General features: G+C 28.6%; 20 protein-coding genes. 17 read left to right on the plus strand and 3 right to left on the minus strand.

The window, feature by feature from the left end:
• Nucleotides 1-54 precede the first annotated feature (54 nt).
• A complete protein-coding gene (locus GOM42_RS04360) occupies nt 55-558 on the minus strand; it encodes a hypothetical protein (protein ID WP_003466491.1) in 504 nt (167 codons plus the stop codon).
• A gap of 319 nt (nt 559-877) precedes the next feature.
• On the opposite strand from GOM42_RS04360, the gene GOM42_RS04365 reads away from it, so the two are divergent.
• Nucleotides 878-1,195 (plus strand): YdgA family protein, encoded by a 318-nt coding sequence (locus GOM42_RS04365; RefSeq protein WP_236906576.1) that lies wholly within the window; start codon nt 878-880, stop codon nt 1,193-1,195.
• Nucleotides 1,161-1,424 carry a hypothetical protein gene (locus GOM42_RS04370; protein ID WP_236906578.1) on the plus strand — a complete coding sequence of 88 codons (264 nt, stop codon included), beginning with the start codon at nt 1,161-1,163 and terminating at the stop codon, nt 1,422-1,424. Before GOM42_RS04365 ends, GOM42_RS04370 begins: the two co-directional genes overlap by 35 nt.
• Before the next feature lie 39 nt (nt 1,425-1,463).
• Here GOM42_RS04370 and GOM42_RS04375 read toward each other — a convergent pair whose 3' ends face one another.
• Nucleotides 1,464-2,084, minus strand: coding sequence for a YdcF family protein (locus GOM42_RS04375; protein WP_042262351.1), 621 nt, complete (start codon nt 2,082-2,084; stop codon nt 1,464-1,466).
• A 262-nt stretch (nt 2,085-2,346) separates the two neighbouring features.
• Between GOM42_RS04375 and GOM42_RS04380 the strand changes: the two genes are divergently transcribed.
• The 8 genes from GOM42_RS04380 (at nt 2,347) to GOM42_RS04415 (ending at nt 7,765) form a co-directional block, all read left to right on the plus strand.
• Nucleotides 2,347-3,291 carry an iron-hydroxamate ABC transporter substrate-binding protein gene (locus tag GOM42_RS04380; protein ID WP_078233452.1) on the plus strand — a complete coding sequence of 315 codons (945 nt, stop codon included), beginning with the start codon at nt 2,347-2,349 and terminating at the stop codon, nt 3,289-3,291.
• Nucleotides 3,292-3,389: 98 nt separating this feature from the next.
• Nucleotides 3,390-4,403, plus strand: a complete 1,014-nt coding sequence (locus GOM42_RS04385; RefSeq protein ID WP_003466752.1) for an iron ABC transporter permease — start codon at nt 3,390-3,392, stop codon at nt 4,401-4,403.
• 3 nt (nt 4,404-4,406) lie between these two features.
• Nucleotides 4,407-5,420 carry an iron ABC transporter permease gene (locus tag GOM42_RS04390; RefSeq protein WP_078233453.1) on the plus strand — a complete coding sequence of 338 codons (1,014 nt, stop codon included), beginning with the start codon at nt 4,407-4,409 and terminating at the stop codon, nt 5,418-5,420.
• Between the two features lie 163 nt (nt 5,421-5,583).
• Entirely contained in the window at nt 5,584-6,366 is a 783-nt protein-coding gene (locus GOM42_RS04395; RefSeq protein ID WP_011591856.1) for an ABC transporter ATP-binding protein, read from the plus strand.
• Between the two features lie 306 nt (nt 6,367-6,672).
• Nucleotides 6,673-6,912: a hypothetical protein gene (locus GOM42_RS04400; protein ID WP_225899491.1), complete on the plus strand. Its 240-nt coding sequence runs from the start codon at nt 6,673-6,675 to the stop codon at nt 6,910-6,912.
• 12 nt (nt 6,913-6,924) lie between these two features.
• Nucleotides 6,925-7,161 (plus strand): GNAT family N-acetyltransferase, encoded by a 237-nt coding sequence (locus tag GOM42_RS04405; protein ID WP_225899490.1) that lies wholly within the window; start codon nt 6,925-6,927, stop codon nt 7,159-7,161.
• 78 nt (nt 7,162-7,239) lie between these two features.
• The gene (locus GOM42_RS04410; protein ID WP_070956489.1) at nt 7,240-7,455 is read left to right on the plus strand and encodes a DUF4177 domain-containing protein; all 216 of its coding nucleotides are present in this window, start codon (nt 7,240-7,242) and stop codon (nt 7,453-7,455) included.
• The gene (locus GOM42_RS04415; protein ID WP_070956490.1) at nt 7,448-7,765 is read left to right on the plus strand and encodes a hypothetical protein; all 318 of its coding nucleotides are present in this window, start codon (nt 7,448-7,450) and stop codon (nt 7,763-7,765) included. Before GOM42_RS04410 ends, GOM42_RS04415 begins: the two co-directional genes overlap by 8 nt.
• 210 nt (nt 7,766-7,975) lie before the next feature.
• Here GOM42_RS04415 and GOM42_RS04420 read toward each other — a convergent pair whose 3' ends face one another.
• Nucleotides 7,976-8,302: a hypothetical protein gene (locus tag GOM42_RS04420; RefSeq protein ID WP_003449181.1), complete on the minus strand. Its 327-nt coding sequence runs from the start codon at nt 8,300-8,302 to the stop codon at nt 7,976-7,978.
• A 402-nt stretch (nt 8,303-8,704) separates the two neighbouring features.
• Between GOM42_RS04420 and GOM42_RS04425 the strand changes: the two genes are divergently transcribed.
• From GOM42_RS04425 to GOM42_RS04455, 7 genes are all read left to right on the plus strand, one after another.
• Nucleotides 8,705-12,088 (plus strand): discoidin domain-containing protein, encoded by a 3,384-nt coding sequence (locus GOM42_RS04425; RefSeq protein ID WP_252597714.1) that lies wholly within the window; start codon nt 8,705-8,707, stop codon nt 12,086-12,088.
• Nucleotides 12,089-12,288: 200 nt separating this feature from the next.
• The gene (locus tag GOM42_RS04430; RefSeq protein WP_078233455.1) at nt 12,289-13,197 is read left to right on the plus strand and encodes a D-alanine--D-alanine ligase; all 909 of its coding nucleotides are present in this window, start codon (nt 12,289-12,291) and stop codon (nt 13,195-13,197) included.
• 146 nt (nt 13,198-13,343) lie between these two features.
• The gene (locus tag GOM42_RS04435; protein WP_078233456.1) at nt 13,344-14,171 is read left to right on the plus strand and encodes a Cof-type HAD-IIB family hydrolase; all 828 of its coding nucleotides are present in this window, start codon (nt 13,344-13,346) and stop codon (nt 14,169-14,171) included.
• 326 nt (nt 14,172-14,497) lie between these two features.
• The gene (locus GOM42_RS04440) at nt 14,498-15,478 is read left to right on the plus strand and encodes a mannose/fructose/sorbose PTS transporter subunit IIA (protein WP_003449270.1); all 981 of its coding nucleotides are present in this window, start codon (nt 14,498-14,500) and stop codon (nt 15,476-15,478) included.
• Nucleotides 15,479-15,528: 50 nt separating this feature from the next.
• Complete coding sequence (locus GOM42_RS04445; RefSeq protein ID WP_003449250.1) at nt 15,529-16,332, plus strand: PTS mannose/fructose/sorbose transporter subunit IIC; 804 nt, start codon at nt 15,529-15,531, stop codon at nt 16,330-16,332.
• A 19-nt stretch (nt 16,333-16,351) separates the two neighbouring features.
• Nucleotides 16,352-17,263, plus strand: coding sequence for a PTS system mannose/fructose/sorbose family transporter subunit IID (locus GOM42_RS04450; protein WP_003449308.1), 912 nt, complete (start codon nt 16,352-16,354; stop codon nt 17,261-17,263).
• 172 nt (nt 17,264-17,435) lie between these two features.
• Nucleotides 17,436-17,810: a DUF956 family protein gene (locus GOM42_RS04455; RefSeq protein ID WP_003449204.1), complete on the plus strand. Its 375-nt coding sequence runs from the start codon at nt 17,436-17,438 to the stop codon at nt 17,808-17,810.
• Nucleotides 17,811-17,971 lie beyond the last annotated feature (161 nt).

A 17,971-nucleotide genomic window follows, 5' to 3' on the forward strand; every position in this document is an offset into this window, starting at 1 on the left:
TTTTAGATAAGTTTAGATACTTAAAATAAGTTTTAAAAATTTTTATCTAGAACCTTATAAATTTTTAAATAAGTTTTTCTTAGAAGCTATTTTTACTAATAAAGTTGTTATTAATAAGGAGAGTACTAATACGACTAATGGGCTTAGTCCTGTTACTTCTATTAATTCGTCTAGTTCAGTATGTAATCCAAGATCAGTAAATAATGATACCAATGGATAGAAAATTAAGCATACTGAAATGCTTAATACTGAACACATAAAAAATATAAGAGTAAATTTATGATATAAGCCATTTCTTAATGAATTATTAAATATAAGTACTAGTGCGAATAAAAATAATACTGGTATTGATATTCCTAGTATAAGATTAAGGGCATAAGAAAAATTGCCATAATTAGCATTTACTATTGTTATGCCATGATTAAATTCTATTTTTCCTCCACATAATAATCCAACCACAGCTTTTGAAATATCATGCAATAAGTAGATTATTAAAAATGATAAAGCAATCATAATTAATGTTGAGATATTATTTCTAAGTTTGTTTGTTGTATTCAATTTTTTCAACTCCTTAATATAAGTAAATAGTGAATGTGAAATAGCTTATCATTAAATTTAAATTGCTACAAAAATGAACAAAATGTTAACTAACTCTATACTAATATAAACTTTTTGTAAATATAAGTAAAGGATTAAATAGAAATTTTTATATTTAATTTTATATAAGAATAAAAAAGTAACTTTAGTGAATTTAAAATACTATCAAATATTAGTTGGGTATATAAATATTTCTTTATATACAAACGTTTTCATAGGTGTTATAATGAAGATGAATAAAATGTAAATGTATTTTGTAGCTTTAAAGGTGGAGATTTGCATGAAAAAATTTATTACAATTTTATCAGTTATTATATGTCTAGGATTAGGAGGCTTATTAATAGCTAATCATTATACAAGTTTAAAAGAAGAAAGGTTTAATAATATTATAGAAAATGCTAATAAAGCTATTGAAAATAAAGAATATAAGACAGCAGAGGTATTATTAGAAAAAGCTAAACTTATGAACAATAAGACCAATGTAATATGTAAAAAGATACAGAATTTAGAGTTTCATAAAGAACAGCAGGAACTTTATGATCAAGGATTAAGATTGGAAAAAAATGAAAAGGTATTCAGAAGCTATAGATGTTTTTAGGGAAATTCAGGATGATTCAAATGATTTAAAAATAAATAGTCATAAAGAAATAGAAGTTTGTAAAAAATGTATAATAGATGATTTTTCACGTAAGGCAGATAAGGCTATAAAAAGAGGAGATATAGAAAGAGCAAAATATATTATAGCTAAAATTGAAAGAGTAGATAGTGATAGTCCAGAAATAAATATATTAAATATGAAAATAGAGAATTTTAAATCAGCCAAATAAATATCAAGAGTACTCTTGATATTTATTTGGCTGATTTTTTTAAACAATATCTTTTGTATCTAGAAAAGCTTCTTGCAGAAGTAATTTAATCATAGCAGGAAACTCTCTAACCATATATTGAACTCTTAAAGATATAGGAGTTTTTGAAGGAAGTCCTTCATTTTTAATATTAAGGTAATCTGCGATTTCCTTAGCTCTAAATAAATGAAAATCACTTGTTACTATTAACACTTCATCTTTATCAGCATGTCTTTCTTCAAGAATTTTTTTACTGAATTCTAAATTTTGAAAGGTTGATTTAGATTTATCTTCTTCTATAATTCTATTAGAATTAATTCCTTTATTAACAAGAAAATTTTTCATAGCCTCAGATTCTGGTATTGGCTCGTTACTTCCTTGTCCACCTGAAACTATTACTTTAGTATTAGGGTGTAATTCTAAGTATTTCAAGCCTTCCTCTAACCTTTCTTGTAAAATTGGACTTGGCTTGTCTCCATATAATCCTGCACCTAAAATTATTTCATATTCTACATCCTTAAGTTGATTTATATCTTTAAAATTTATCATTTTATATGTTAAAAAAACTTCAAAAATAAGGAAGACTAGGATAAGTAGCCCTATTAAAATAGATATTCCAACTAAAATTTTCTTCTTTAGCAAATAATCACTTCCTATGTTTATTCTTTGAATTAATATAAATTTTATCCTTAAGCTTATTATCTCATATATAACTTACATAATTATGATTTAAATGTTAAGGAACTATTACAATAATATGTAGGTAAAAATTGGAGTTGTGAAATTTTTGATAATTATATTGACTAGGCAGAATCTGATGATATAATAAATCATGTTTATATGAAAATGATTATCATTGATGCAAGTTGCTGGTAATCTAATAAGGAAATTAGGAGGACTAAAGATGAAAGGACTTAAAAAATTAGCGATTTTAGGGATCGCAACACTTACGGTTGGAATGTTTGTAGGATGTTCTAATAGTAAAACTAGTGAAGAGGGCAACACTAGTAATGAAAAAAGGATTGTTCAATCTGTAAAAGGAGAAGTTGAGATACCAGCTAATCCTAAAAAGATAGTAGACATTTCAGGAAGTTCAGAAGAGTTAGTTTTATTAGGACATACTCCTGTAGCTACGGCAAATGTAGACTCATATAAAACTGATCAAGTACCAGCATATATGGCTGAGACGTTAAAAGATACAAAAATAGTTGGTCATTCTATGATGGATACTGCTGATATAGAAGGGATATTATCAGTAGAGCCAGACTTAATAATAATGTCACCTAGACAAGAGAAAATATATGATCAATTAGCAGAAATAGCTCCAACAGTTATAATTAATGATAATGCAAATGATTGGGAAGCTAAGTTTAAAGAGGTAGCAAAATTATTTGATCAAGAAGATGAAGCACAAAATTGGTTAGATAATTATTATAAAAAAGCAAAAGAAGTTGGAGAAGAAATAAAGAAAGCAAATGGTGATGGAACTTATTTATCTGTTTTAGCTTCTTCAGGTCAATTCATGGTATTTACTGAAGGTGGAATAGGCACAATTTTAAAGAGTGATATGGGATTACCTCAACCAAGTAAAATGCCAGAACAAGATAGCATAACATTACCTACAGTTACACTTGAAGGACTTACTGAAATAGATGCAGATCATATTATAGTTTTAGGAACAGAATCAGATAAGGCTGATTTAGAGTCAAATAGTGTTTGGAATGAAATGAGAGCTGTTAAGAATGGAAATGTAACAATACTTGATGTAAGTCCATATTTTAGCCAAGCTTATAACCCAATGGGAAGAGAACTTTTATTAGAGTCAATAAAAAATGAACTTGTAAAATAATTAAAATTTTTAGTAGGGGCTGTATCAAAATATAAAGATACAGCCCCACTATTTAAGTTAAAATAGAAATTTTGGTGATACTTTAAGGAGGACAACTTATGAAAATAGGAAGGAAAAAGACCTTGGCTTATGGATTAATGTTTATAGGTTTATTACTTTTGCTTAGTGGAATCATTCTATCTATATCTATAGGGGCAAAAGAAATTGATTTTTCTATGATAATAAATGCTATTTTTACAAATGATGCAGATATAAATACTAATATAATTAGGGATGTAAGAATACCTAGAGCACTTGCAGCAGCTTTAGTAGGAGGATTTTTAGCCGTAGCTGGTGCCATCATGCAAGGAATAACTAGAAATCCAATTGCAGAACCTTCTGTAATGGGTATAACTCAAGGAGCTACATTTATGATAGCTGTAGCATTTGTTTTACAAAGAATATATCCTAATTTAGTTATAAATAGCTTTGCTCTTATGATTTTTGCATTTTTAGGGGCAAGTATAAGTGGTCTTTTAGTATATTTTATAAGCTCTAGAGCATCTAGAAAAGTTGATCCTGTTAAGTTATCTCTTGCAGGAACAGCCTTAGGAACTTTACTTATATCCTTAGCAATGGGAATATCAATGTATTTTAATTTATCTCAACAGTTAAGTTTCTGGGTATCAGGTGGATTGTTAAGTGCTAAATGGGAAGGGGTAATTTTATTAGCTTTAATTGGAGGAATAGCATTTATTGGGGCCATGATTATGTCACCTAGAATAACAATTTTGAGTTTAGGAGAAGAAGTAGCCATAGGACTTGGACAAAAAACCAATCTTGTAAGATTTATATCCATAATAATAGTTATATGTCTAACAGGTGCTTCTGTTTCGGTAGCTGGTAATATTGTCTTTGTAGGATTAATAATTCCTCAAATATGCAAAGGAATAGTAGGTTCAGATTATAGATATATAATACCTAGTTCAATGATATTAGGTGCTGTTTTATTAGTGTATAGTGATATATTAGCAAGGATTATAAACCCTCCTTATGAAACACCAATAGGATCTTTAACTGCCTTATTAGGAGTTCCAGTGTTTATATACTTAGTTAGAAAGGGAGGTAAGTAATTTATGAATATAAAAAAGAATTATAAATTTATATGGGTAACGGGAATTTTAATAGGTTTAATTTTTATTACCTTCTTAATAAGTTTAAACATGGGTTCACTTTCAATAGAGCCAGGAGAAGTTATTAAAACTTTAATTGGACAAGGTACAAAAAGTAATGAAATAGCTATATTTAAGCTTAGACTTCCTAGAATAGTCATAGGAATATTAGTAGGAACAGCTTTAGCAACTGCAGGTACAATCCTGCAAGGGGTTACTAAAAATGATTTAGCTGATTCAGGAATACTTGGAATAAATTCAGGAGCGGCTTTATTTGTTGTAGTTTATATATACATAATGAATGGAAATGTATATGATGGTGTAAGCAATTTAACTATTTTTACTATGCCTATAGTAGCTTTAAGTGGAGCCATATTTGGAGCATTTTTAATATACATATTAGCATGGAAGAATGGAATAAATTCATCAAGACTATTATTAATAGGTATAGGTATAAATATAGCTTTTACATCCTTATTAACAATATTTCAGTTAAGATTTACCACTCAAGAATTTAATAGAGTTATGGCTTGGATATCAGGAAGCATATGGGGAGCAAGTTGGAAATATGTATTAGCAATATTACCATTTATAATTATATTTATGGCTTTAACTATATATAAATCAAGATATTTAGACGGATTAAATTTAGGAGACGAAGTTGCCACAGGTATAGGGATTGAAGTAGAAAAAGAAAGAAGAAAACTAATTATATATGCAGTTATATTAGCAGGGGTAGTTACATCCGTTGCAGGTAGCATAGGTTTTTTAGGTTTAGTATCTCCTCATATAGCAAGAAAATTAATAGGGCCAAAGCATAAAAAATTAATTCCTGTAGCAGCCCTTATTGGAAGTTTAATATTATTAGTGTCAGATACTATAGCAAGAAATTTAATTGCACCAATGGAAATGCCAGTAGGTATAATCGTATCTATAATAGGAGTTCCATATTTTGTTTATTTAATGTTATCAAAATAGATATTTATATACCTAGGCATAAATTAATATTTATAAATAAAAGGCAATTAAAATTAAATTTCATCTTAGATAAATTTATTTTAAATAAGAGATAAGAATTAAAGTAACAAGTATTTTAAAATCTTATAATTAAAAGTTTTCACGAAAGTAGAAGGAGATAATTATGAATTGTATAACTACTGATAATTTAAATATTTCATATGGAAGTTTAGATATAGTTAAAAATTTAAACTTAAATATACCAAAGGGGAAAATAACTACAATAATAGGTGCAAATGGATGTGGAAAATCTACAGTGCTAAAAACAATAGCTAGAATTTTAACTCCTAAAAGTGGGGAAATATATATAAATGAAAAAAATATAAAAGAGCAGGGAGCTAAGGAGTTAGCAAAGGTTATGGCCGTTTTACCTCAAAGTCCTCAAGCACCTAATGGGCTTACTGTTGAAGAACTAATAGCCTATGGAAGATTCCCTCATCAAAAAGGTTTCGGTAAATTAAAAAAAGAGGACAAAAATATAATTCAATGGGCTTTAGAGGTTACAGGATTAATTGAATTTAGGGAAAGAGACATAGAAGACTTATCTGGAGGGCAAAGACAAAGAGCTTGGATTGCTATGGCCTTAGCACAGCAAACAGATATATTAATACTTGATGAGCCAACAACTTATTTAGATTTAGCCCATCAATTAGAGATTTTAAATTTACTTAAGGAATTGAATGAGAATCATGGAACAACTATAGTTATGGTTATTCATGAACTTAATAATGCTGCTAGATTTGCCGATTATATGATAGGTATGAAAGCAGGAAAAATAGCTTGCCAAGGTACAGCATACGAAGTTATGACAAAAGAAAATCTTAAAGAGCTGTTTAATATAGATGCAGAAATTATAGAGGATCCAAGAAATAAAAGACCAGTTTGTGTAACTTATGATATGTTGTAAAATTAAGATGATAATTTTTAAAATATAAATGTAATTCTAATAATAGTATAAGTATAGTTTAATAAAAATAAATCTTAGAGAATATTCTCTAAGATTTATTTTATTTATTAAAGTTTTTATGATTAATGAAATACTTAATATGATATAATAATATTTAATTGGTTTAAATTGGAATTTAGATGGAGTGTAATATCTATAAATGTAGACATATTAAAAAGTATATTTATTAATTAGTATGAAATAAAGGTATAAGTATATTAATTAATTTTTAAATTGACTTATTATAAAAAGTAGAGAGGATAATTTATGAGTTTAAGGATTAGAGATATTAAGATAGAAGATTATAAAGAAATTAGTAAAATTAGAAAAATGCCTGGAGTTATGGAGAATATATTGTCCAATAAGGATGAGGAAGAGGAATTGATTAAGGAAAAGATTATAAATAGGGGCAAGAATCAGTACTGGTATGTTGCTGAAGAAAATGGAAAAGTTATAGGATTAGGAATATTAATGAATCATGGCAATTTAAGAAAGAAACATGTTTGAGTAATAACATTAATGGTCAATAGTGATTATCAAAATAAAGGCATAGGAAGTTTATTAATGGATAAGTTAATAAATTTAAGCGAAAGTCTTAATATTATAAGGTTGGAATTGTGTGTATTTAGGGATAATTATAAAGCAATAAACTTATATAAGAAGTTTGGATTTAAAGAAGAGGGAATAAAGGTAAAGTCAGCTTTGAAAAATGGAGAATATGCTGATGAAATTATGATGGCAAGGATAAACTTGTAGAGTTAATTATGGGGATAATATATATTTATAATTTTAAATAGTATAAATAGGTTTAGAGAATAAAGGGGGAGAGGTTATATGTATGAATATAAATTTATAAATGTGCCTGTTGACAAATCATTTAAGTGCAAAAGAGGAGACTCCTTTGAAAAATGTAAAGATATTATAAAAGAAGAAGCTAAAAATGGATGGAGGTTAAAGCAGATTGTTACTCCAATTAATGAAAAGTCAGGTCTTAATATTACTTATGCTTATGAAATAATATTTGAAAGAAAAGTAGAAAATAATGTTTAATAAAGAATTTTTTAATAAGAGAAATTTAAGGACTTTAATTTTAGCTATAGTTCTTTTTATTATTTTTATATGGGGAACCAATTTAGCTGCAATATGGTTTAGTGATATGGGAAAAGAAAAAATATCTATTATTAAGAAAATAGGAATTTCATTTTTAATATTAGGACCTTATTGGGTAGTAGCTATAAGTGGATTTTATAAAAGATTAAGAAGAATATTAAATTACAAATTATTTAATTTTATGTTCTTTATTATATATTTTTATTATTTCTTTCTTATAGATAGTATTGTAAATAATTTAAGTAAGTAGATTGTAATTAAAAATATAGAGGGTTATATATTAATAAAGTTATTGGTGAAGTTTATTAAATAAAACATTTAAAGATTGTATTACTAATTCTTTGTAGGTAATTACATTATAGAAAAGTATTTGATATTAATATAAATTATATGAAATATAGATGGATAACAAAAATAGTTGCTAAATAAAAGCAACTATTTTTGCTTATTTAAATATTACTTAACTGATTTTTTTATTGATTTCAAACATTTCTGATACATAGTATATAAAGCAACCTACAAGAGGTATTAATAAATAAGCATCTTCAAATTTAAAAACAAAAAATACACACTCTGTTAAAACTAAAATGGTACCAATAATTATAAATGTTATACCTATTAAGTCTGCAATATGATCTTTATTTTTTATTTGGTTCACATCATAGTAGTTTTCAATTCTTTTGAAGTAGAAAAGATAATATCCAAGTTTAAATTTCTTATTTTTAAATACATAAAGACCTACAAATAAAAATATTAATCCAACTATAAGAATAAGAATTAAAACCATAATATTTTCTCCTTTCACACTTACTTTTTATTACTAAACTTTTATTATAGAAAACTTTAGCAATAAAAAATAAGCGTATATGAAATATTATTTTTTAGTTAATAAAGATTAAATCTAACAATATTGCTTTGTTATAAATCTACATATTAAATAAAAACTTAAATTTAATTTTAGGAATATTAAATAACAAGTAATATTTAAACAATAATATATTTATAATTATATTACTATTTTGAACCAATTTAAACATATTAGAACAATATTTTCCAATAGAGAGGGAATGAATTTGAAAAAATAAAATTTTTCTAAAAAAAGTTTTATTTTTTTGTCATATTATATGATTTTACCGAATATAAATATAAAGTCATAAAATTAACACTAGATTTTAGGGGGAAAAGGGAAATGAGAAAAAGAGGCATTATGAGTAAACGTTTGCTAGCGGTTTTGTGCATGGCATCAGTAACAACATCATTAATTAGTTTTAGAGGATTAGAAGTTAAGGCTTCACCAAATGTGCCATATGATCAAAAAGAATCATTAGCACCATTAGGAGAAGTTTATAGCATTGAAACTTTATTAAATTGGACACCGGAAAGTGATCCAGATGCTAAGTATAATAGAGCAAGCATTGAGCTTCAAGATAGGTTTATGGGAGACATTATAAATGAAAATGCTAATCCAGAAGCTAAAATAATGAATGTTGCTCTAACTAATCCATATGTTGATAGAGCACCATCACAAGGTAGTGATTCAATGGATGCTTATGTGTTTTCATATTGGCAGTATGTAAATTCATATGTTTATTGGGGAGGATCAAGTAGAGGAATATTTGCACTTCCAACACCGGATGTAGTTGATAATGCACATAAAAATGGTGTTCCAGTTTTAGCTACAATAGGATTTCCATGGGGGCCAGGAGAAGGGTATGTTGAACAAGTAAGAGCATTCCTTCAAAAAGATAAGAATGGAAACTTCCCAGTTGCAGACAAAATGATTGAAATAGCTGAATATTATGGATTTGATGGATATTTCTTTAACCAAGAATCCTATGGCTGTGTAAAAGATGATGCAGATAGAATGGTAGAAATGCTTGAGTATATCAAAAAGAAAGCTCCAAATATGGTTATAGGTTGGTATGATTCTATGACTGTTGATGGAAATGTTAAGTGGCAAGATGCTTTAAATGATAAGAATGCTGCTTTCTTCCAAAATGGAGAAAATAGAACAACTGACGAATTCTTTTTAAATTATAATTGGACTCCAGAAAAAATAGAGACTACAGTTAATACTGCTAAATCATTAGGAAGAAGTCCTTTTGATGTTTATGCAGGATTAGATGTTCAACAAAATGCATATAATACTCCATTTAATGATGATTACTTATTAGATGAGAATGGAAAGCTTAGACTTTCTTTAGCTATGTATACTCCAAACTCAACATTCTCAATGGCTAAGGATGTTTATGATTTCTATAAGCATGATCAAAAATTCTGGGTAGGACCAACAGGAGATCCATCAAAATCAGATACAGAGCAAGATTGGACAGGATTAGCTAACTATGTTCCAGATAGATCAGCAATAAATGATTTACCATTTGTGACAAACTTTAATTTAGGACATGGGGAAGATTATTATATAGATGGTTCACTTTCAAGGGATGAAGAGTGGAACAATAGAGCAATGCAAGAATATTTACCAACTTGGAGATGGATAGTTGAATCAAATGGTTCAAAACTTACTCCAGATTTTGACTTTAAAACTGCATACAATGGAGGAAGTTCATTAAAGGTTGAAGGTAAGTTAGAGGCTGCAAATCCAAACCATATTAAGTTATATAGTACTGATTTAAATATAGAGAATAACTCAACAGAATTATCAATTGTTTATAAAACAGAATCAGCTCCAAACATGAAAGTAGGATTATGTTTTGGAGAAAATTATGATGAAGAAAACTTTACATTCTTTGATGTAAATAAAAATAGTAATGGAGAATGGACAGAGGTTAAAATACCTTTAGGTGACCATGTTGGAAAAACAATTTCTGCAATATCATTAAAGTTTGAAAGTGGTCAAGATGTTGAAAACTTTAAGATAAATGTAGGACAAATCTCCATAGAAGAAACTGCTGAAAATAATAAAGGGTTAAAAAATAGTGATGTTATTTTAGAAGAAACAATGGTTCATAATTCAAATAGTGCAGAGGCTAGAATTTACTGGAATGGATTAGAATCAGGAAATGAAGATGATTTAGCATTCTATGAAATATATAGAATTAAGCCAGACGGATCTAGAGAACTTATGGGAGCAACTCCAAATGATGCTTACTATGTTCAAGAGTTTGAGAGATATGGAGAAGAAATGGAGTTTGACATTGAAGTAGTTCCTGTAGATGTAAATTACAATAGAGGAGAAGGAAAGAGAGTAACATTTAATTGGGGAATTCCTCATGATGCTACACAAATTCCAGATAAAAAGGTTTATGAAAACCTTGCCTTATATAAATCAGTTCAAACTAGTGCAGAGGGGGCTGCAGAACCAGGTCTTAAAGCCGTTGATGGAAAAGTAGATAATAATAGTAAGTGGTGTGCCGCTGGAGCTAAGGATGGTTGGTTAACAATTGACTTAGGAGAGCCAAAAAATATTCAAAGATGGGTTGTTAAACATTCTGAAGCCGGTGGAGAAGCAAAAGATATGAATACAAGAGATTTTGCTTTAGAAGTTTCATATGATGGAGGACAAACTTATCAAGAGGTTGATGTTGTAACTGGAAATGAGGAGGCTATTACTGATAGAAATCTAGAAAATCCAATAGTTGCACAACATCTAAGACTGAGAATTGATAATTCAGGAAATTCACCTTGGGCAGCTATAAGAATATACGAGTTCCAATTATATGAAGAAACATTTACAGATCAAACAACTGAGATTCCAATGAGATTTGTAAATGCTAAAAATAATAAAGGGGATAATGACTCTGTATTATTTACAAGAGGTAAAGAAGGACAAACTGTTAATCTTTATAAGGGATTAAATGATGAAACTCCTTTTGCTACAGCTACTATAGACTCTAATGGAGAAGCTAAATTTGAAGGATTAGATTTTGGTGAAGATGGTGGAAGAGTTTACTATGGAACAGTTGAAGAAGGTAAGAGAGAAAGTTTAAGAATGAGTGCTGCTTTTGAAGGAGAAAATTGGGAATATTCAAAGGTTCCAGAAAGATTTGAATTAACTCCTTACAAGGCACCAGGAATGAATGGAGAAAATCACAATTATGGTACTTTAAAAATAAAGGATTTAGAAGCTGGAGATATTGTAAGCATATTTAATGACAAGGATTCAATATTCCCAGAGAAGGTTAGTGTTTCAGTAGCCAAAGGGGGAGATACAGCTATTTTAGATAGAATATCTATTAATCCAGAGGGTGGAGTACTAACATTAGAAGTTAAATCAGAAGGCAAGAAGGCTAGAAGAATTGAAGTTCCATATTCAGGTTTTGGCGAAATAGAAATGAAAATAGAAAATGAAGCACCTACTAACTTAAGAACAGTAGATGTTCAAAAGAAGAGTGTAAGTCTTGCTTGGGATTCACCAGAAAATACTTATGGATTAGATGGATATATAATCTATAAGGATAATAAGAAAGTTGGAGAAGTTTCAGCAGATCAAACTGAATTTACAGTTGGAAAGTTAAACAGACATACAATTTATAACTTTAAAGTTGCTGCTAAGTATTCTAATGGAGAAATTTCAAAAAGAGATACAATAACAGTAAGAACAGCTAGATAGATAAACTAAATAATTAATTATAAATGATATTAGATAGATTTAAATATTTTATATTCTATCTAATATCATTTTTTATTAGGCCACCATTATATAAAATTAAAGCCTATGTGGTTCTTACCTTTATATGCAAAAATTCTATAATAATATTATAGAGTTAAATTTGGATTTACTTATAATAATTATAGTTGGAGGACAATAATATGAAGGTTGGAATAATAATGGGAGGAATTTCTTCAGAGAGAGAAGTTTCTTTAGCAAGTGGAGAATCAATTTTTAATCATATAGATAAAGAAAAGTATGAAGTTAGTAAAATAATTATAAATAATAAAAGAGATATCTTAGAAAAAGTTAAAGGGTTAGATTTTGCTTTACTAGCACTACATGGTAAATTTGGGGAGGATGGAACAGTTCAAGCTTTATTAGATATAATGGATATACCATATTCAGGATGTGGAGCTTTAAGTAGTTCTTTATGTATGGATAAAAATCTAAGTAAGAAGGTTTTAAAAGCTGAAAACATAAGAACAGCAAAATGGATAACTGTGAAGTCTATAGAGGAAATAGATTATGACAAGATTGAGGAAATTAGCTATCCAGTTTTTGTTAAACCTAATAATGGAGGATCAAGTGTAGCTACCTTTAAGGTTTATAAAAAAGAAGATATAAAAAATGCTGTTATGGAAGGATTAAAATATGATGAAGAAGTAATAATTGAATCCTTTATAAAAGGAAGAGAAATTACTTGTCCTATATTTAATGAAGATCTTTTTCCTATTCTTGAAATAAAGAGCAAAGCAGATTTTTATGATTATAAGCAAAAGTATGCAGCTAATGGAGCAGAACATTTACCAGTTCAGTTAGAAAAATCTTTATATGATGAAGTTAAGGAAATGGCTTTAAAAACTTTTGAAGTATTAAAATGTGAAGTTTATGCTAGAGTGGATATGATAATTTCAGAAGAAGGAGTTCCATATATACTAGAAGTAAATACATTACCTGGTATGACAGCTACAAGTTTATTTCCACAAAGTGCAGAATCTAGAGGAATATCATATTCAAAATTTATAGATTTAATAATAGAAACATCATTAAATAAGAAAATAAAATAAATATAAGTTTTCAAAAGTCATTTATTGAAAGATAATTATTTTAATAAATGGTTTTTCATATACTCCTTTGAATAATATTTAGATATATTGTATATTAGATAAAAAAAGGTAATTAATGTTTAGGACATTAGAGAAAGAGGTATTAAATGGAGTTATTTGTTTCAGATTTAGACGGAACTTTATTAAATAAGGATCAAGTTATATCAGATTATTCTAAAAAGGAATTAAATAGACTTATAAACACAGGGATTAATTTTGCAATTGCAACAGCTAGAAGTCCAGCTACTGTTTCAGATATTTTAGATGGAATAGATATAAAAACACCTGTTGTTCTTATGAATGGAGTTATAATTTTTGATATTGAAAAGAAAAAATATATAGATGTTAAAGAAATAGACAAAGAAAGTGTCAAAGAGATTATCAAAATACTTCAAGAATATAACAAAACATTCTTTCTTTATGGGATAAAAGATGATTATCTATGGGTTTATCATAAAGATTTTACTTATGATTTTGAGAGAGAATATTATGAGGAAAGATGCAATAAAAAACTTAAGTCTTTTAAAAAAGTTGAAAATTATTTAGATATTTTAGATGATAATCAAATAATAAATTTTGTGTTTTTTGAAGATAATAAACTTATAGCTCATGAATTATTTGAGAAGATACTGAAAGTAAAAGGTGTTACTGGTAATTGTTATAAAGATATATATAACGAAGGAGCTTTTTTCTTAGATGTATATAATGAGGAGGCTTCAAAAGCTAATGGAATAAAATTTTTGGCGGATTATGTAGAACATAGTAAAGTTATAACTTTTGGTGATGGAGAAAATGATGTTCCTATGTTTGAAATTGCAGATGAATGTTATGCTTTAGAAAATGCTTCAGCTGGGTTAAAGGCCATAGCTACGGGGATTATTGGCAATAATAATGATGATGCAGTGGTTAGATTTTTGATTGAAAGATTAAAATAGAAAAAATGTAAAATGAATAGAAAAAATATAGAAGAAGTATAATTAATAGGTGTACTTCTTTTATAATTTGTCAAAATAAAGTTTGAATTTTTTGAAAATTTTTTAAAATGGTTTAATATATTATCATAAGTGATAAAAATGTTCATTATATAGATAAATACTTGCTTAAAGAGGTATTATTTATTTAATAGAATTTGTATTTTTGAAAAATATATATATGTTTAAAATTTACATAAGGCTTGTAAAACTGATGTAAAAATTGTAAAATTAACGTAAGATAAAGTGAAAAATTTGTCTTAAAGAATAAAAAAATAGGAGGTATACATATGGTAGGAATTATTCTTGCTAGTCATGGGGAATTTGCTAAAGGCATATTACAATCTGGCTCAATGATTTTTGGAGAACAGGAAAATGTAAAAGCTGTTACATTAATGCCGAGTGAAGGACCTGATGATATTAGAGCAAAAATGAAAGAAGCAATCGCTTCCTTTGATAATCAAGATGAGGTTTTATTCTTAGTTGATCTATGGGGTGGAACACCATTTAACCAAGCAGATAGCCTAGTTGAAGAACATAAAGACAAATGGGCAATCGTAGCTGGTATGAATTTACCAATGGTTATTGAAGCTTATGCTTCTCGTTTCTCAATGGAATCAGCACAAGAAATTGCTGCTAATATCCTAAAGTCAGCTAGAGAAGGAGTTAAAGTTAAGCCTGAATCATTAGAACCTGAAGAGTCTACTAAAGCTACTACAGATTCTGTTCAACAATCTAACAATGTAGGTGCGCCTGGCTCTTTTGAATACGTTTTGGCACGTATTGATTCACGTTTACTTCATGGTCAAGTAGCAACTGCTTGGACAAAAACTGTAAAACCAACAAGAATTATTGTTGTATCAGACGATGTAGCTAAAGATGAACTTCGTAAGAAATTGATTCAACAAGCAGCTCCTCCTGGAGTTAAAGCGCATACTGTTCCAGTTAGTCAAATGATTAAGCTTGCAAAAGATGATCAACACTTTGGAGGACAGCGTGCATTACTTCTTTTTGAAAACCCAGAAGATGTACTTAGAGCAGTAGAGGGAGGAGTACCTATAAAGACAGTTAATGTTGGTTCTATGGCACACTCTCCAGGTAAGGTTCAACCAAATAAAGTACTTGCTTTTAATCAAGAAGATATTGACACTTTTAATAAACTTAAAGAAGCTGGATTAGATTTTGATGTTCGTAAAGTTCCAAATGATACAAAAGGAAATATGGATGAAATTCTTAAAAAAGCACAAGAGGAATTAAATAAATTAAAATAATTTGATTTAATATAAATAAGTTATTTTAATGAAAAGGAGGATTAATAACAGTGGATTTAAATATAATTCAAATAATATTAGTTATTATTATTGCATTCTTAGCTGGTATGGGAGGGATCCTAGACGAATTCCAATTTCATCAACCATTAGTTGCTTGTACTTTAATAGGTTTAGTTACAGGTAATTTAATACCATGTTTAATCCTAGGCGGTAGTCTTCAAATGATCGCTTTAGGTTGGGCAAACATAGGTGCTGCCGTAGCACCAGACGCAGCATTAGCATCTGTTGCAGCTGCAATTATCTTAGTTCTTAGTGGAGAAGGGCAAGCGGGAATATCTTCAGCTATCGCTATAGCAATTCCACTAGCTGTTGCTGGATTATTATTAACAATTATTTGTCGTACAATAGCTACAGCATTTGTACACCTTATGGATGCTGCTGCTAAAGAAGGTAATATAAGAAAAGTTGAAATGTGGCATTTCATTGCTATTCTTATGCAAGGTGTACGTATAGCATTACCAGCTGCATTAATTTTATTAATAGGTGCTGGTCCAATAAGCGCATTACTTGCTTCTATGCCTGCTTGGTTAACAGATGGTTTAGCAGTAGGTGGTGGAATGGTAGTAGCTGTTGGTTACGCAATGGTAATTAACATGATGGCAACAAAAGAAGTATGGCCATTCTTTGCAATCGGTTTTGTATTAGCAACTATTCCTCAACTTACACTTATAGGATTAGGTGCAATTGGTGTAGCTTTAGCTCTTATTTACTTAGCACTTAGCAAAAAAGGTGGCTCAGGTAATGGTGGATCAAACATAGGAGATCCAGTAGGCGATATTATCGATAGATACTAAGAAGGGAGAGAAGACGAAAATGGAGAAAAATTTAAAATTAACAAAAAAAGATCGTCTTTCTATTTGGTGGCGTTCAACTTTCATTCAAGGATCTTGGAACTATGAAAGAATGCAAAATGGTGGTTGGGCATTCTCATTAATTCCTGCAATCAAAAAATTATACAAAACTAAAGAAGAAAGATCAGCGGCATTAACACGTCACTTAGAATTCTTCAACACTCACCCATATGTAGCTTCACCTATCATTGGTGTAACATTAGCATTAGAAGAAGATCGTGCAAATGGAGCTCAAGTAGATGATGTAACTATTCAAGGGGTTAAAGTTGGTATGATGGGACCTTTAGCAGGTATCGGAGACCCTGTATTCTGGTTTACTGTTAGACCTATATTAGGAGCATTAGGTGCTTCACTTGCTATGGCTGGTAACATATTAGGACCAATAATATTCTTCTTAGGTTGGAATATTATCCGTATGGCATTTACTTGGTACACACAAGAATTTGGTTATAAAGCTGGTTCTCGTATTACAGAGGACTTATCAGGAAACTTATTACAAGATATTACAAAAGGTGCATCTATACTTGGTATGTTTATATTAGGATCACTAGTTAATAGATGGGTATCTATTAAATTTGCTCCAGTAGTATCAACAGTTCAATTAAGCCCAGGTGCTTATATTGATTGGAATAGCCTTCCAGCAGGTGCAGAAGGTATTAAGGAAGCCTTATTACAACAATCAGCTGGATTATCTTTAACTGCTGAGAAAGTTACAACATTACAAGGAAACTTAGATTCATTAATTCCTGGTCTTGCAGGATTATTATTAACATTCCTTTGTATGTGGTTACTTAAAAAGAAAGTATCTCCAATTGTAATTATTCTTGCTTTATTCGTAATCGGTATTGTTTTCCACGTAATAGGATTAATGTAATATTTTTTATTTAGCCTAGGTTAGTATAATATTTTTACTTAGCCTAGGCTTTTCTTAAAAATAAAAAGGATAAAAGAGCCTTTATAAAAAATTTTCATAAGAACTATTTATTTTGAAAAGAAATAATTAAGTAAAATAAGTTTATATATTTAATTAGAAAAGAGGTAGATCTATGGTTCAATCACTTAATACAAAAGTGGATTTAGTAGTTGATGCAACATCTTTTTCAGGTCTTGCTGATTATGGACAAATAATGATTGGTGATAAAGGATTTGAATTTTATAATTCTAATGATTATAGAAAGTTCATTCAAATCCCTTGGGAAGAAGTTGACTATGTAATTGCATCAGTTATGTTCAAAGGAAAGTGGATTCCACGATATGCAATTAAAACTAAGAAAAATGGTACATATTCATTTTCTTCTAAAGACACAAAGAAAGTACTTCGTACTGTTAGAAAATATGTTGATGCAAATCGTATAGTTAAGTCATTAAGTTTCTTTGATGTTGTAAAAAGAGAGGTAAAAGCACTATTTAAGAAGAAATAATTTAAAGTTTTTTTGTGTAATAAATTCTATGTAAATTTATAAAATTAAGTATAAAAGCAAATATGTTTTAATATTCTTTAAATTACCCAAGAAAATTAATAAAGCTTATTATAAAAGTAAATAAATATGTTTAAATATTTAATTTTAAAGTAAATAAAAGA

Origin of the sequence: Clostridium sp. 16K-1-R1, assembly GCF_023921145.1 — a bacterium.
GTDB lineage: Bacteria > Bacillota > Clostridia > Clostridiales > Clostridiaceae > Sarcina > Sarcina perfringens.